At 41.3% G+C, this 14,087-nt stretch carries 16 protein-coding genes; 3 read left to right on the top strand and 13 right to left on the bottom strand.

Features of this window, described 5'->3' with window-relative positions; translation table 11 throughout:
- Window positions 1-17 precede the first annotated feature (17 nt).
- The 10 genes from IMZ31_RS11375 to IMZ31_RS11420 form a co-directional block, all read right to left on the bottom strand.
- Window positions 18-1,427 (bottom strand): dihydrolipoyl dehydrogenase family protein, encoded by a 1,410-nt coding sequence (locus IMZ31_RS11375; RefSeq protein ID WP_207527491.1) that lies wholly within the window; start codon window positions 1,425-1,427, stop codon window positions 18-20.
- Window positions 1,428-2,669, bottom strand: coding sequence for a dihydrolipoamide acetyltransferase family protein (locus IMZ31_RS11380; protein WP_207527492.1), 1,242 nt, complete (start codon window positions 2,667-2,669; stop codon window positions 1,428-1,430).
- A gap of 15 nt (window positions 2,670-2,684) precedes the next feature.
- Entirely contained in the window at window positions 2,685-3,680 is a 996-nt protein-coding gene (locus tag IMZ31_RS11385; RefSeq protein ID WP_207527493.1) for an alpha-ketoacid dehydrogenase subunit beta, read from the bottom strand.
- The gene (gene pdhA / locus IMZ31_RS11390) at window positions 3,680-4,750 is read right to left on the bottom strand and encodes a pyruvate dehydrogenase (acetyl-transferring) E1 component subunit alpha (RefSeq protein ID WP_207527494.1); all 1,071 of its coding nucleotides are present in this window, start codon (window positions 4,748-4,750) and stop codon (window positions 3,680-3,682) included. Before pdhA ends, IMZ31_RS11385 begins: the two co-directional genes overlap by 1 nt.
- Window positions 4,751-4,763: 13 nt before the next feature.
- Window positions 4,764-5,870 carry a Leu/Phe/Val dehydrogenase gene (locus tag IMZ31_RS11395; RefSeq protein WP_207527495.1) on the bottom strand — a complete coding sequence of 369 codons (1,107 nt, stop codon included), beginning with the start codon at window positions 5,868-5,870 and terminating at the stop codon, window positions 4,764-4,766.
- 50 nt (window positions 5,871-5,920) lie between these two features.
- A complete protein-coding gene (locus IMZ31_RS11400; protein ID WP_207527496.1) occupies window positions 5,921-6,325 on the bottom strand; it encodes a thioesterase family protein in 405 nt (134 codons plus the stop codon).
- Between the two features lie 15 nt (window positions 6,326-6,340).
- Window positions 6,341-7,135 (bottom strand): ABC transporter ATP-binding protein, encoded by a 795-nt coding sequence (locus IMZ31_RS11405; protein WP_207527497.1) that lies wholly within the window; start codon window positions 7,133-7,135, stop codon window positions 6,341-6,343.
- 2 nt (window positions 7,136-7,137) lie between these two features.
- A complete protein-coding gene (locus IMZ31_RS11410; RefSeq protein ID WP_052115093.1) occupies window positions 7,138-8,091 on the bottom strand; it encodes an ABC transporter permease in 954 nt (317 codons plus the stop codon).
- A 134-nt stretch (window positions 8,092-8,225) separates the two neighbouring features.
- Window positions 8,226-9,266, bottom strand: a complete 1,041-nt coding sequence (locus IMZ31_RS11415) for an ABC transporter substrate-binding protein (RefSeq protein WP_207527498.1) — start codon at window positions 9,264-9,266, stop codon at window positions 8,226-8,228.
- 397 nt (window positions 9,267-9,663) lie between these two features.
- On the bottom strand, window positions 9,664-10,635 hold the full coding sequence (locus IMZ31_RS11420; RefSeq protein WP_207527499.1) for an NAD(P)H-dependent flavin oxidoreductase: 972 nt from the start codon (window positions 10,633-10,635) through the stop codon (window positions 9,664-9,666).
- Between the two features lie 68 nt (window positions 10,636-10,703).
- Between IMZ31_RS11420 and IMZ31_RS11425 the strand changes: the two genes are divergently transcribed.
- A complete protein-coding gene (locus tag IMZ31_RS11425) occupies window positions 10,704-11,213 on the top strand; it encodes a gamma carbonic anhydrase family protein (RefSeq protein WP_207527500.1) in 510 nt (169 codons plus the stop codon).
- 76 nt (window positions 11,214-11,289) lie between these two features.
- On the opposite strand, the gene IMZ31_RS11430 is transcribed toward IMZ31_RS11425, so the two are convergent.
- Window positions 11,290-12,210, bottom strand: a complete 921-nt coding sequence (locus IMZ31_RS11430) for a GNAT family N-acetyltransferase (RefSeq protein ID WP_207527501.1) — start codon at window positions 12,208-12,210, stop codon at window positions 11,290-11,292.
- A gap of 226 nt (window positions 12,211-12,436) precedes the next feature.
- Here IMZ31_RS11430 and IMZ31_RS11435 point away from each other — a divergent pair, with 226 nt between their 5' ends.
- A complete protein-coding gene (locus tag IMZ31_RS11435) occupies window positions 12,437-12,625 on the top strand; it encodes a YjzC family protein (protein WP_207527502.1) in 189 nt (62 codons plus the stop codon).
- A gap of 163 nt (window positions 12,626-12,788) precedes the next feature.
- Window positions 12,789-12,977, top strand: coding sequence for a YjzC family protein (locus IMZ31_RS11440; protein WP_188653908.1), 189 nt, complete (start codon window positions 12,789-12,791; stop codon window positions 12,975-12,977).
- 346 nt (window positions 12,978-13,323) lie between these two features.
- On the opposite strand, the gene IMZ31_RS11445 is transcribed toward IMZ31_RS11440, so the two are convergent.
- Both IMZ31_RS11445 and IMZ31_RS11450 read right to left on the bottom strand, forming a co-directional pair.
- A complete protein-coding gene (locus IMZ31_RS11445) occupies window positions 13,324-13,722 on the bottom strand; it encodes a VOC family protein (RefSeq protein WP_207527503.1) in 399 nt (132 codons plus the stop codon).
- Window position 13,723: 1 nt separating this feature from the next.
- Window positions 13,724-14,080 (bottom strand): hypothetical protein, encoded by a 357-nt coding sequence (locus tag IMZ31_RS11450; RefSeq protein WP_207527504.1) that lies wholly within the window; start codon window positions 14,078-14,080, stop codon window positions 13,724-13,726.
- Between the last annotated feature and the right edge of the window lie 7 nt (window positions 14,081-14,087).

Consider the following 14,087-nt stretch of genomic DNA (forward strand, 5'->3'; position numbering starts at 1 on the left):
AAGAGTAGAGAGAATTTCTATTTAACATTCGCTTCCTTTGCTCGTTTAATCTCCGTTTCAATCATCGTTATTGACTCATTGTAGCTAGGATGCGGATAATGAGGGAAAGATAGATCTTCATCACGAGCCGCCATCTCTAATGCCACAGTTCCCGTTGATATTAACTCAACTGCACCAGCACCAAAAGCATGAAAACCTAAAACAACATCGGTATCATCCTGTATGATGATTTTAATAAATCCTTCACGTTTTCCATGGATCGTTGCATACCCATTACCTCCATAACCAAACTGGCCGACACGAACGTTTAATCCTTTTTCCAATGCTACTTGTTCTGTCATCCCCACTGTAGCAATTGGTGGTATGGTATGAGCTACTAAAGGAATGAAGGTAGGATCAAACTCAGCGGGGATTCCTCCCATTGTCTTAGCTACAACCTCTGCTTGCTTTATGGCTTTAACCGCAAGAGACGGACCCGTCGTTACATCACCAATAGCATAGATGTTTTCTATGGATGTACGCATCCCGGCATCTGTAGCGAGAAAACCATTTTCCATTTTCATTCTTAAACGATCTACACCTAGATCACTCACATTCGGCTCAATTCCAACAGAAATGAACGCATGAGTCGCTTCAATGTGAACGTCTTCCCCTTTTTGTCGTAGCATCCCGTTTACTTTGTCACCATCAAGGCTAATGCTTTTTAAAGAAGCTTCAGTGTATACTTTGATCTTCTGTTTCTTAAGAACTCGTTTTAACTCTCGGTTAATAGAAGAATCATACCCATATTCAGATTTCTCTTCGTCTAGAACAAGGGATACGCTGGCTCCAAACTGTCGAAACGTCATCGCAGCTTCAAGAGCAATATAATCACTACCATATATAAGCAAATGGTCAGGTACTTCTTCTAACCTATATAGGGAGTGGCCTGTCAAGATACGCTTTTCGTCAGCTTTTACTTCATCAGGAATAAAGGGACGACCGCCTGTCGCAATGACAGCGTGGTTAAAATGATAGACATCGAATTGATGACCATGATCTACCCCTATGCGGTCCTCTGATAAGAAAGATGCGTGCCCTTCTATAATTTCAACTTTGTTGGCTTTACATAAAGCTTCTACGCCTTTACGTAAATTCCCCACAACTTTCTCCCTGTAGGATTGAAGTTGATCCATACGAAAAGCTGCCTCGCCCATTTGTATACCGTAGTCACTCATAGTATCAACTTCTGATAGTTTCGTTGCACTAGTTGCGAACAGCTTAGATGGTATGCAACCTTCGTTCAGACAGATACCTCCAAGATTCCCTTTTTCGATTAGCGTTACATGGAAGCCTTGTTTAGCTGCATGAATGGCAGCATTGTACCCTCCTGGACCTCCCCCGATAATAACAACATCACGTTGTTCTGCTATTTCCCCGACTACCATTTATACCAGCTCCAACATTAGTGTATTCGGATGTTCCATTAGCTGCACCAGACGGTTTGAGAATGCTACGGCTGTGCCTCCATCTGCTACACGATGGTCAAATGTAAACGATAGATTCATCATTGAACGAATAACGATCTCGTCATTCACAACAGCAGGACGTTTCTTCGTTTTATGAAGGGCAAGAAGACCCGTTTCAGGGTGATTTATAATAGGCGTGGCACCCGTGCTTCCTTTAAGAGGGCCTACATTACTAATCGTAAATGTCCCACCAGAAATGTCTGCCATCGTTAATTGATTAGATAGAGCCTTTTCCGTTAGTGCTTTCATTTCCCTATGAATCTCTGTAATAGATTTTGACTCAACGTTACGCAATACAGGTACAATTAACCCATCTTCTGTATCTACTGCAAGACCAATATTGTGAGTATCTTTCAATTCAATAACTTCCTCTTGCTCGTTTAACGTCGCGTTAAAGATCGGGTAATCCTTTAGTGCCACAGAAACAGCCTTAATATAGAATGCAGCAATTGAGAAGGACTCTCCTTGTTCTTTACACTGCGATCTCCATTCCATCGCGTTTGTCACATCTACTTCTTCAAACTGTGTACAATGAGCAATGGTATGCAAAGAGTGAGTCATCTTCTTTGCAATTTGCTTACGGCGACCTTTGAATGGAATGGTTTGCAGTGAAGAGGGAGCTGTTACTTCTTCTGACTGCACCTCTTCTATTTCTTTATCCGGTGCAGCATCAGCTACTGCTAAGGCCTGTTTAGAAGTCTCACCGTTCATATAACTCATCACATCTTCATCCAAAATACGGCCACCTGGCCCTGTGCCTTCAACCTGATCAATATCCACCCCATTATCCCGAGCAATCTTTCTCGTATAAGGAGCAGCCAGGACACGATCACTGCGTTTTGGTATGTGGAACGTATGTGTTTCTTGCTTATTTACTTGCTCAGATTTCTCTATTTTATGATCCTTTTCACCTTTCGACGGGGCTCCCGCTAACTCTATTTCCAAAACCGTTGTTCCAACTTTAATGGTTTCACCTAACTCCACCATGATCTTACCAACTGTCCCGGCGCCAGGAGAAGGAATCTCAGCCGTCATCTTATCGGTTTGAACTTCTACAAGTGGTTCATCTGCAGCTACAGTATCACCTGGCTTAACAAAGAAGTGAAGGACCTCTGCTTCTGTCATTCCTTCACCAATATCGTGTAACTTTACTTCGACCATGCATAGTCCCTCCTTTTAGAACGAAACAACTTTTTCGATAGATTTTATAACCCGTTCAGGGGTAGGTAAGTAATGATCTTCGTAAGCAAAGAATGGTACAGGTGTGTCAAAACCTGTCACCCGTTCAATAGGTGCTTTCTGATAAAGGAAAGAGGTATCATTAATAACAGAGATTACATCGTTTGCAACACCACTAGTGGCGTGTGCTTCTTGAACAATCACAGTGCGCCCTGTCTTTTGAACAGATTCTGCGATGATGTCTTGATCAAGCGGATAAAGGGTTCTGAGATCGATTAAATCACAGTTCACACCCTTCTCTCCCATCTGTTTCACAGCTTTTTCTGCTACAGGAACCATAGCCCCCCAAGCAATGACGGTCACATCCTCACCTTCTGTCAGCAGTTTCCCTTTCCCAATCTCAACCGTATATTTATCCTCAGGCACTTCTTCACGAGAGGAACGGTAATTACGCATTGGTTCCATAAATAAAACCGGATCAGGATCTTCAATGCTCGCAATTAAGAGCCCTTTCGCATCATAAGGGGATGAAGGACAAACGACTTTAATACCTGGCATATGAGTAAATAATGCTTCTACTGAATCAGAGTGAATCTCAGGTGCTCTTACACCCGCCCCGTACGGAGCACGTATGACCATCGGCACAGAGTAATGGCCCATTGTACGCGCTCGTATCCTTGAAGCATGCGTCATAATTTGTTCATAAGCAGGATAAACAAAGCCAAGGAATTGAATTTCTACTATTGGAAGGAAACCATTGATGGCCATACCGATTGCTGCACCTGTAAAACCCGCTTCGCTTAGAGGGGTGTCTATGACACGATCTTCTCCAAATTCAGCTTGCAAACCATCTGTCGCTCGGAATACTCCCCCATTCTTTCCTACGTCTTCTCCCATCACAAGGACTTCTTGTTTCTCACGAAGCATGGTACGCATACCATCCGTAACCGCCTGGACAAGTGTTAACGTATTCGTTCCTACAGTCGTCTGCATTATTGATCCCCTCTTTCCATAAGTGCGACATAGTCCTTTTTCTGTTTCTCAATCGTCCATGTTGGACTTTCGAATACATAGTCAAAAATAACGTTCACATCAGCCGGAGGAAGGCTTTCCATCTCCTCAATAGCTTGATCAATCTCCTGGGCCACCTCTTCTTTAATACCTGTCACCCATTCTTCATCCCAGAGGCCAGCTTGCTTCATATATAATTCAAGCCTTGCAACCGGGTCTTTAGAAGCCCTGCGATCTTCACTTTCTTGTTGTTCACGATATTTCGTCGGATCATCAGCTGTTGTATGAGCACCATAACGCCATGTCACTGCTTCAATTAACGTTGGACCCTCTCCACTTCTGGCTCTTTCAATGGCACGGTTCATCTCTGTATAAACTGCGATAATATCATTTCCATCTACACGAACTCCCGGCATATCATAGCTCACTGACTTTTGAGCAATGGTTTTTGAGTTCATTTGTTTATGAATCGGAACAGAAATGGCATAATTATTATTCTGATTAAAGAACACCACTGGCGACTTTAGGACACTCGCCACATTTAAGCCTTCATGAAAGTCACCTTCAGAGGTAGCCCCGTCTCCGAAATAGGCCACAGCAATGTTGTCCGTTCCTTTTCGCTTCTCGGCATAAGCCGCTCCAGCTGCATGAGGTAAATGCGTGGCAATGGGGACACTTGGCGGAAAGATATGCAACCCTTCAGGTGGCACACATCCTTCATTCCTTCCATTCCAATACGTCAGAATCGTCTTCAACGAATGACCAAACGTCATCGTAGCCCCGTGGTCACGGTAAGTTGGGAACAGCCAATCCGTGTTTCGTAAAGACATAGCACTCCCCACTTGAGCCGCTTCCTGTCCTTCAAATGGTGCATAAGTACCGATTCTCCCTTGACGTTGCAAACTAATGGCTTTTCGGTCAAAGGTTCTGATTCTCACCATATTACGATACATATTACGAATAACATCTTCTGTAATAAGCTCTTGGTCAAGATCTTGCACTAGACTTCCTTTCTCATCAATCCATTGAATCATTGGATATTGTTCTTCCATGTCTATCTCCTCCTTATGTACGTACATTCCATTTTGGACGTTTAGAATGTGAGAAAAAGCTGTTTCTCCTTTGCCTTGCTTCCATTCGTTCTCTACAGAACAAGTCTGCTGCTTCTGAGGTTGGAATATGATGAAGCTCAGCGTTTTGATAGATTGATAGCAATGAATCATAGATACTCTTGGTCTTCTGTAAAACTCGCTCTTTGTTTGGTTCATACAACTCATCGGCTACTTGTATTAAACCACCACTGTTCACAATGTAATCAGGCGCATAAAGAATACCTTTTTGATGTAGTACCTGACCATGTCGTTGTTCTAAAAGCTGGTTGTTAGCGGAACCGACAATACCTTTGAATTTAAAGGACTCTATAGTTGAATCATTAATAATCCCACCAAATGCACAAGGCACGAATAGATCAGCATCTACCCGGTAGATGTCCTCACCTCTTACCACTTGGATGGTAGCATTATGTTTATTCGCTTTTGCTACTAAATCAGCAATGGCTTGTTGATTAATATCCGATACATATAAATGCGCACCTTCTTCAACCAATCGAGCCGCTACTTTCCCACCTACCTTACCAAGGCCCTGAATCGCGTACGTTTTGTCTTTTAAATCCTCTGTCCCAAACAATGCTCGATTCGTAGCCTGAAGACCATATATAACCCCAAGTGATGTCGGAACGGAAGAATCACCGCTTCCCCCGTACTCTGACGGAACACCTACAATACAATTCGTTTCTTTTAAGGAGTGTATAAAATCTTCTGGCAATGTACCCATATCGGTTCCTGTGTAGAATCTTCCATTTAATGACTCAACAAACTGACCAAATGCGCGAAACAGCTCAGGCGATTTATCTATCTCAGGGTCTCCTATTATGACGGACTTCCCACCGCCAAAATCAACGTCTGCAGCTGCACATTTATAGGTCATTCCTTTTGATAAACGGAGGACATCTTGAAGTGCATCATCGACACTTTCGTATGGCTGCATGCGGCATCCCCCAAGCGCTGGACCAAGCGTTGTGTCATGTATGGCAATAATGGCTTTCAAACCTGTCGCGGGATCATTACAAAAGACGACTTGTTCATGCTCTGTGAACTTCTCAAACAAATCCATCTCTCCCACCCCTTTATCTCTCTTGTGTACTTCAGAAAACGTTTTCATTTTTATGCGTTTGACACAAGGCTTGCTTCTATTCGCTCCTCTATTTGTTCTTTAGGTAGAATCGCCTGTGTCACTTCCCCCTTTCCAATTAAACCTTTTTCATTACGCGCTTCTACATCTGTAATCACTAAGTGATTCTTTAATGCCGTAACGGTCGCTTTTACAGTGATAGTGGTATCAACGGCTGTAGGTGCAACGTGCTTCACTGTTACAGAGGCACCAATGCCCTCTTCATGATCTTCTAAGTATGGGAGAATAATTTGTCTTGCTGCCCACTCCATGTGATAAACCATAGAGACTGTAGAGTAGGCAGGATGCACAACATTCCCTTCAAACTGAGCCACCATGTCAGATGTTACAGTCGCCGTTATTTCAGCCGTTTGTCCAATGAATAAACCTTCCTTCATCGTCCTCCCCCTTTACTAAGATAATAAAGCGCGGTCATTCACCATTTGTTCTCCGCGAATCTTCTGGAATTCTTCAAGAAGCGTCTCAATGGTTAACTCCTTCTTCTCTTCCTCTGAAACTTCTAAAATGATTTGCCCCTTATCCATCATGATGAGACGATTTCCTAGATCAAGAGCTTGCTGCATATTATGAGTTACCATTAATGTAGTTAAATGATATTTCTCAACAATTTCACTAGTTAGATTCGTAATAAGCTCTGCTCTTGATGGGTCAAGAGCTGCCGTATGCTCATCAAGGAGAAGGATGGACGGTTCTGTGAACGTAGCCATAAGCAAAGACAAAGCTTGGCGTTCTCCACCTGACAAAAGGCCTACTTTGGCATTTAATCGATCCTCAAGCCCTAAATGAAGACTTTCAAGTGACTCTTTAAAGAATGTTTTCCGCTTCTTCGTCACGCCCTTCCTTAGTGTCCTCTTCTTATTACGAGCATAGGCAATAGCAAGATTCTCTTCAATTGTCATTTCAGGCGCTGTACCAGCCATTGGATCCTGAAAGACTCGACCAATCAATTTTGAACGTTTGTATTCAGGAAAAGGAGTCACGTTCGTATCTTGGATTGTAACTGTCCCAATATCAGGTGAAAGGGCACCAGAAATCACATTCATCAATGTCGATTTCCCGGCACCGTTACTTCCAATTACAGTGACAAAATCACCAGGTTTTAGGGACAGATCAATATGTTCGAGCGCTATTTTCTCATCAAGTGTGCCTTCATTAAAGACTTTATGAACATGGTTTAATTCAAGCAACGTTACTCATCCTTTCCGGCTGATGCCATTTGGACTGTGGCCATACGTTCGGCATTTTTCTTTTTCTTAAGCTGGCGCGCTTTCTGGTTATCTATAATCTTAGGTAATACAAGCGCAATAATGACAATACTTGCTGTAATGAGCTTCATATCGCTTGTTTTTAAGAAATCAGCACGTAGAGCAAGGGTGACAACGATACGATACACGATTGCCCCACCAATAACAGCTAGAGTTGTTCTAGCAATCGACTTTGTTCCAAATAACGCTTCCCCAATAATAACGGATGCAAGTCCGATAATAATCATTCCGATCCCCATGCCAACATCAGCAAAAGAAGTTAATTGAGCAATTAATGCTCCTGAAAAAGCAACTAGGGCGTTAGACAGACCAAGTCCTAAAATGATGAATAAATCCGTGTTTGCTGAGAAGCTTCGAATCATTTTCTTGTTGTTACCGGTTGCGCGAATAGCAAGACCAACTTCAGTTTTCAAGAAACGGTCGGTCAACCATTTAATAAAGAACGTAACAACAATCATAAAGAAGAAAATGCCCCACGTTTGTGGCAGGAACTCTCCCCAACCAACCATGTTAAATAAAGCATTAAATGGAGCATTCAAACCAAGGCTATCCCACCACCCTGAAACAATGTCTAGCCCAGATTCTTGATTCAACAAGGCGACGTTTGATTTGCCCATAATCCGGATATTGATTGAATAAAGCGCAATCATCATTAAGATTCCTGATAGTAAAGGATTAATCTTTCCTTTTGTATGCAACAACCCTGTTACACAACCAGCAAGGAACCCAGCTATAAACGCTATAATCGTTGCCAAGAATGGATTATATCCGTTAAAGATTAGAATGGCAGCTACTGCAGCACCCGTTACAAAGCTTCCATCAACAGTCAGATCAGGAAAGTCTAACACGCGGAAGGATAAGTACACTCCAAGCGCCATAATCGCATAAATAATTCCAGATTCAAAAGCACCAAATATCGCAAATGGCACGACCTTCACCCTCTCTCGTTTTTCATAAAAGGGCCCAGTGCGCTAGTATAAGTTAGTTCACTGGGCCCATCCCAAATCAGATGTTACTCTACAAATTCAGCCTTCTCTTCCCATTCTGATTTAATCTCAACACCTTGTTCCTCTGCTGCTGTTTTGTTCATTACAAGCTTCAAATTCCCAGGCACTTCAGGTGCGATAGACGAAATATCAGCTTCGCCTTTAAGCACTTTGGCCGCCATTTCGCCAGATTGGTAGCCAATGTCATAATAATCAAATCCATACGCTGCAAGAGCTCCACGCTCAACAGAGTCAAACTCCCCAGCTACAACAGGAATATCTTGATCATTCGCAACTGAAATAACTGATTCTAGCGCAGATACTACAGTGTTATCCGTAATAATATAGAAGACGTCTGCTTTACCTACAAGCGCTTCAGCTGCTTGCTGTACTTCAGCTGATGTAGAAACAGAACGCTCAACAATTTCAAGGTCTGTACCTTCCATCGCTTTCTTAACAAGTTCAATTTGTGCAATGGAGTTTTGTTCTCCTGAGTTATAAATCATTCCTACTTTCTTAGCGCCAAGCTCGTTACTAATAAAATCAACTGTGCTTGGAATGGCTTCAGGATGATTATCGGTTGTACCTGTAATATTCCCACCTGCTTCATCCATGGATGGAACAAGTTCAGCTCCAATCGGATCAGAAACAGATGTAAAGATAATTGGAATATCAGATGTAGCATTTAGCGCACCTTGAGCACTTGGAGTAGAGTTCGCAAAAATCAAATCCATTTGATCCCCAACAAAATTTGTCGCGATTGTTTGGTTATTGGACTGATCCCCTTGAGCTATTTGAACATCATATTCAGCATTAACTCCAGCCTCATCCAATGCTGTCTTAAATCCTTCAAAAGCTGCATCAAGAGATGGATGTTCTACAATTTGTGTAACACCAATCTGATACGTCTCTCCATCGGATGTCGCATCACCGGAAGTTTCTTCTGTATCTGTTGTGTCTTCCGTTTCCCCAGAATCACTTTCTGTCTCTTCATCTGACCCGCAAGCGGCTAAAACAAGTAAACCTCCTAAGATCATGAGCATCAACAACCAACTTATCTTTTTCATTGAACTCCCCTTCCCATTAATCCCTTAGTATTTATGTAAGACTTAGATGTTTTTGAAACCGTTTACATTTTGGCTACGAAAAAAAGTTGTCTTGAAATCATATGATAAACAACAAAGACAACGTATTTATAACGTAATAGTATCGGACCCCTGCGTGTTTGTCAATAAATTTTCAAAAAATTAAAATTACTCTTATAACTCAAAGTGTTAAAGGATCTTCTTTACTTCCTTAAAGTTATAAAAGTCAATTTTCATAACCTTCAACAAACGTTAAAACTCTCGTTTGTAATGCCATTTCACAGCTGAATAGTACACTTTCACCTAAAGAAACGCCGGGTGTCTGGCACGCTTTTATTTATTTACTCAAAAAAACAGATGAGCTAATAGCTCATCTGTTTTACGTCGTTTCTCTTTTAGTTAGAGGGTATCCGTTTGCAAGTGTGTGAAAGCGAAAGGTTGTTTCTTCCATCATAGTTACAAAGAGTTCCTTAACTGTCGGAAGGTGATTAATCATCCCTGATACTTGCCCTCCGTTAATGAATCCTTGATCAAGCTTCCCTTCTAAGGCGCCTAATTTATGATAATGCTCGGAGGTGAGACGATTAAAGTCCTCCTCTTCAATGCCCTTCTCCTCAAGAGAAAGTAATTGACCAGCATACGGAGTCTTCATCACACGTCGAACCTTTCCAATACTCCGTCCTACTATCACTGTCTGGAGGTCATCTGCTCCTAAAAGTGTCTCTTTATAGGCTTTATGCATCGGAGAATCAGCAGTGGCAATGAGTCTTGTCCCCATTTGCACACCACTAGCCCCGAGAGCAAGCATAGCTGCTAACCCACGACCATCTCCTATGCCTCCTGCTGCTATCACTGGTACAGAAACCGCGTCTACGATTTGAGGGATTAAAGTAAGCGTAGTCGTTTCAAAATTTGAATTAATGCCCGCAGCTTCGTAGCCTTCTGCCACAATGACATCCGCTCCCGCTGCTTCTGCTTTACGAGCTTGTCGCACAGAAGCAACCACTGCGATCACCTTCACATCATGTTCATGAAAGTAAGGGATAAAAGGAGCAGGGTTTCCAGCTGAGAGCGATACAACAGGGAGCTTCTCTTTAACGACTAATTCAATCATTTCATCTCTGTAAGGAGTTACATTTAATGGGATGTTTAAAGCAATGGGTCGTTTCGTAATCGCTTTCAAATCTTGCAAGATCGTCTTAACTTCTGACAGCTCCATCGTACCAACTCCAACAGTACCTAAACCACCAGCTTCACTTACTGCAGCGGATAACGGAGCATTACTTACATTCCCCATCCCTCCTTGAAGAATAGGATATTGGATATCTAATAAGCGACAAAGATCATTCATCTCATTTTCACCTCGTTACAAAAATGTTATACTTTTCATAAAGTTAACACAATTCAAGGAGGAATGGAATGCTTTATAAATACCTAAACGATTTCCCTAAAGTTGATCGTAGTGTATTTGTAGCCCCTGGTGCTCACATTATAGGAGATGTAGAAATCGAAGAAGAGTCAAGCATTTGGTTTAATGCAGTATTAAGAGGAGATGAAGCTCCTATTCGCATTGGAAAGCGAACGAGTATACAAGACAATTCTACATGCCACCTATATGAAGGTTCCCCCTTAACAGTTGGGGATGAAGTTACTGTTGGTCATAATGTCGTCCTCCACGGTTGTACCATCGGCTACAGATCAATTGTTGGAATGGGCTCTACCATTTTAGACGGGGCAGAAATTGGAGAAGAATGTATCATTGGTGCGAATTCCTTAGTACCTCCCGGCAAAACCTACCCTCCCCGTTCGCTAATTATAGGCTCACCCGCAAAAGTCGTTCGTGAACTAAATGAAGAAGACTTTAAACTCATCCAGCTCTCTATTGATTCATATGTTGAAAAAGGCAAGCAATTTAAGAATCAAATGTAACCCTTAAATATAACTCCCCTACATTCAGTCAGCTTTCTACTTTTAGCAGTTTCCCTTTAGGGGAGTTGAACCTAATTTATATGTGTTTATTTTCTTTTTTGCGCCTCTCCTCATAAACTGCCAGTAAGTCATCTACTCTTATCCCGTTTATTGTCATACCACCTAACTTGCTATCGACAATTTTCAAATCTCTTAAATCACATTGTTCAATCGTACCTTCTCTTAAATCACATTTCTTGAAGGAAATGGACATACCTCCCTCACCCAAATCAGTACTATTAAAATGAACACCGCCTAATGAAACAAATTCAAACTTACTACGAGCTAAATTCAGATCAGCAAATGATGCTTGTCTGAAGTTGATATTTCGAAATTCAGATTGTCTCATGTTGCAGTTTGTATAATGGATCTGTTCTAGATTACTATTACTAATAGAAGAGTTCGAAAGGTTAGCTCCATAGACTGCTACGCCATGCAATTCAAGGTGTTCATATAGTTTATTAAGATTAGAAGTTTCTTCAGCTGCTACTCGTTTCTCATAACAACATTCATCGTCTGCTTCAAATACACGCTTATAACCATGACCCTCATAAAATTGTAAATTACCCTTTTGCCGGCTGGAGGTTTCTAACTCCCATATACGTATTCCTTTGTACTCATCTTCTATAAATCTCATAACCTTGGAACCGATGCCTTGTCCTTGTAGAAGTGGCGCAATAAATATACGGTCTATTCTTCCAAATGTTTGTCCCGTTATGCTTAGGATCACTCCTCCTTGTATCGATCCATCTACTATAACTTTATAAGTATGTAACTTTTCTATTGAGTAGCGCATTCTTTCTACCGATGCATAGCCGGGTGGTTGTATATTAAAGTCAATGATTTCCTTTTCCTCTGATAGCCATCGCCTTGCCTCTTCATCAAAAGTTAGCTTCATAACTTCTGTTAAACAACTCGCGTCTTCTAATGTTGCCTTTACTACTTTAACTTCTCTCATTTCATAGCTCCCCCACATAACTAAAATAATTACTTCCTATTATTTCAAAATGAAACTAAAAAGCAATAGGGTTAGTTGAATCTAGAGTACTGTACCCCTATACGTTCCTTCTTTCCTATATTTTATAAAAATAGCAATTAAATGTGTTTTTCTTGTTTATAGTTGGATGATTCTGGCTATATACTAGTGTAACCATAATTACCAATAAAAAGGAGATGAAAAATCAATGGCTGATCGTTACAAGACAGGAGAAAAGGTACCAGAGAACGGTACTTACGAATTTGATGGACTTGCTGACACGAACGGAAACGGGACTCCCACTGAAGACGAAAAGCACGTTAGTCTGGAAAGTGGAGAAACATTCCCTCCATTACGTTCTAGTAAAGAAGCTGCTTACTGGAAGAAGTCTAACTAAGAAATAGTTGCAAGTTTGCTACTTTGAAAAGACTTGCCTATTTTGTTTGAAGCACATGAATATTATTCTAGAATATTAAACCACACCTTCAACTGTAAAGCGTGTTCTAAATAAGATGGAGCACCCTATGGTTGCAATAAATATTCTTAAAGGAGAGATTCAAATGGCTAACCGTTACAAGACAGGAGAAAAAGTACCTGAGAATGGAACTTACAAATTCGATGGACTGACAGATGGTCGTAAGAACGCAAACCCAACTGAGGATGAGAAACATATTAGTTTAGAAAGCGGACAAACGTTCCCTCCACTAAGCTCAAGCAACGCTGCAGCTTACTGGACAAAATCTAATTAAGAATACACGAAAAATCCCTGCCTAACATTAGGCAGGGTTTTCTCCTTTATCCTTAGTTTTTGGCTATCTTCGATTTTTGGTATATAAATAGTCAGTGTTTTTATGTGTGAAGAACTCCGAAACGTTGTAGAAGATAAATAGAAAAAGGACTCCCAATACTCCAGCTACTTTATAATACCCTGTATATAAAAGGACTAAAGTCGATAGTAAAAGTCCTAATAAGAAGCCCCAAAATACGACTCTTACGGCTTTATGCATGTCTATCTCCCCTTTTTACGTATTCAAGTAAAAGGCCACGGTTTGTTTCAATTACAGGGAACATCCCTTCACCTCATATTAGATTATTCTATTCTGGAGCAACTAGCTCTACTTTTATCCGATCTGGGTCTTCAAAGTAAACCGCATAATAATCTTCTCCCCCAGCATAGGGGTGTTTATCTTCATATAGAATCGAAATACCCTTCTCACGCAAATTTATTGTCATTCGATCTACTTGCTCTTTAGAAGTAGCATGAAAAGCAAGGTGGTTTAGTCCTACTCGACACCTGTGGTAAGAAATATCCTTGTAACGCTCTTCCGCCTGCACAAACACAAGGTATGTATCACCGAGTTTATAACTCTGCCCGCTATCCCACTTTTGATAAATTTCATATCCTAACTCCCCAAGGAACCATCCCCAGAACTTTTTAGACTCTTCGAGATTAGATACATAGAGTTCAATATGATGGAGCAATCCCTTTTTCAAATTACATCACCTCCCGTTCTCGTTTCGCACTCCAAAGTGTATCAACAAGTGAGATTACAACCACAACCCACAAGAAGGGATCATAGAATGATAGGCCGCTTGCTGATTGTCCACCTATACTAGTGAAAAATGCTAGGAGAGCAACAATGTATACCGTAAACCCAACTTCCCACACATTATTGCTCCTTTTATTCCGTTCCCCTTTCCTCATGAAGAGGCTAGTCACAATTAACATGCTATAACTAACAAGTAGCAACCACTTAACCCATAGGAATCCAACCTCATTCGACAGGAAGAAATCATAGGTGAGTAATCCGGTCAGAATGAAAATAAACGTCAACTCGATTACTCGATTCACTTTCCAC

Source organism: Pontibacillus sp. ALD_SL1, from assembly GCF_017355605.1.

Bases quoted from the DNA above. Each gene is read 5' to 3' on its own strand.
- IMZ31_RS11380 (WP_207527492.1), bottom strand. From the start codon at position 2,669: ATGGTCGAAGTAAAGTTACACGATATTGGTGAAGGAATGACAGAAGCA.
- IMZ31_RS11385 (WP_207527493.1), bottom strand. From the start codon at position 3,680: ATGCAGACGACTGTAGGAACGAATACGTTAACACTTGTCCAGGCGGTT.
- IMZ31_RS11435 (WP_207527502.1), top strand. From the start codon at position 12,437: ATGGCTGATCGTTACAAGACAGGAGAAAAGGTACCAGAGAACGGTACT.
- IMZ31_RS11400 (WP_207527496.1), bottom strand. From the start codon at position 6,325: ATGAAGGAAGGTTTATTCATTGGACAAACGGCTGAAATAACGGCGACT.
- IMZ31_RS11415 (WP_207527498.1), bottom strand. From the start codon at position 9,266: ATGAAAAAGATAAGTTGGTTGTTGATGCTCATGATCTTAGGAGGTTTA.
- IMZ31_RS11425 (WP_207527500.1), top strand. From the start codon at position 10,704: ATGCTTTATAAATACCTAAACGATTTCCCTAAAGTTGATCGTAGTGTA.
- IMZ31_RS11410 (WP_052115093.1), bottom strand. From the start codon at position 8,091: ATGGCGCTTGGAGTGTACTTATCCTTCCGCGTGTTAGACTTTCCTGAT.
- IMZ31_RS11375 (WP_207527491.1), bottom strand. From the start codon at position 1,427: ATGGTAGTCGGGGAAATAGCAGAACAACGTGATGTTGTTATTATCGGG.
- IMZ31_RS11440 (WP_188653908.1), top strand. From the start codon at position 12,789: ATGGCTAACCGTTACAAGACAGGAGAAAAAGTACCTGAGAATGGAACT.
- pdhA (WP_207527494.1), bottom strand. From the start codon at position 4,750: ATGGAAGAACAATATCCAATGATTCAATGGATTGATGAGAAAGGAAGT.
- IMZ31_RS11420 (WP_207527499.1), bottom strand. From the start codon at position 10,635: ATGAATGATCTTTGTCGCTTATTAGATATCCAATATCCTATTCTTCAA.
- IMZ31_RS11430 (WP_207527501.1), bottom strand. From the start codon at position 12,210: ATGAGAGAAGTTAAAGTAGTAAAGGCAACATTAGAAGACGCGAGTTGT.
- IMZ31_RS11395 (WP_207527495.1), bottom strand. From the start codon at position 5,870: ATGGATTTGTTTGAGAAGTTCACAGAGCATGAACAAGTCGTCTTTTGT.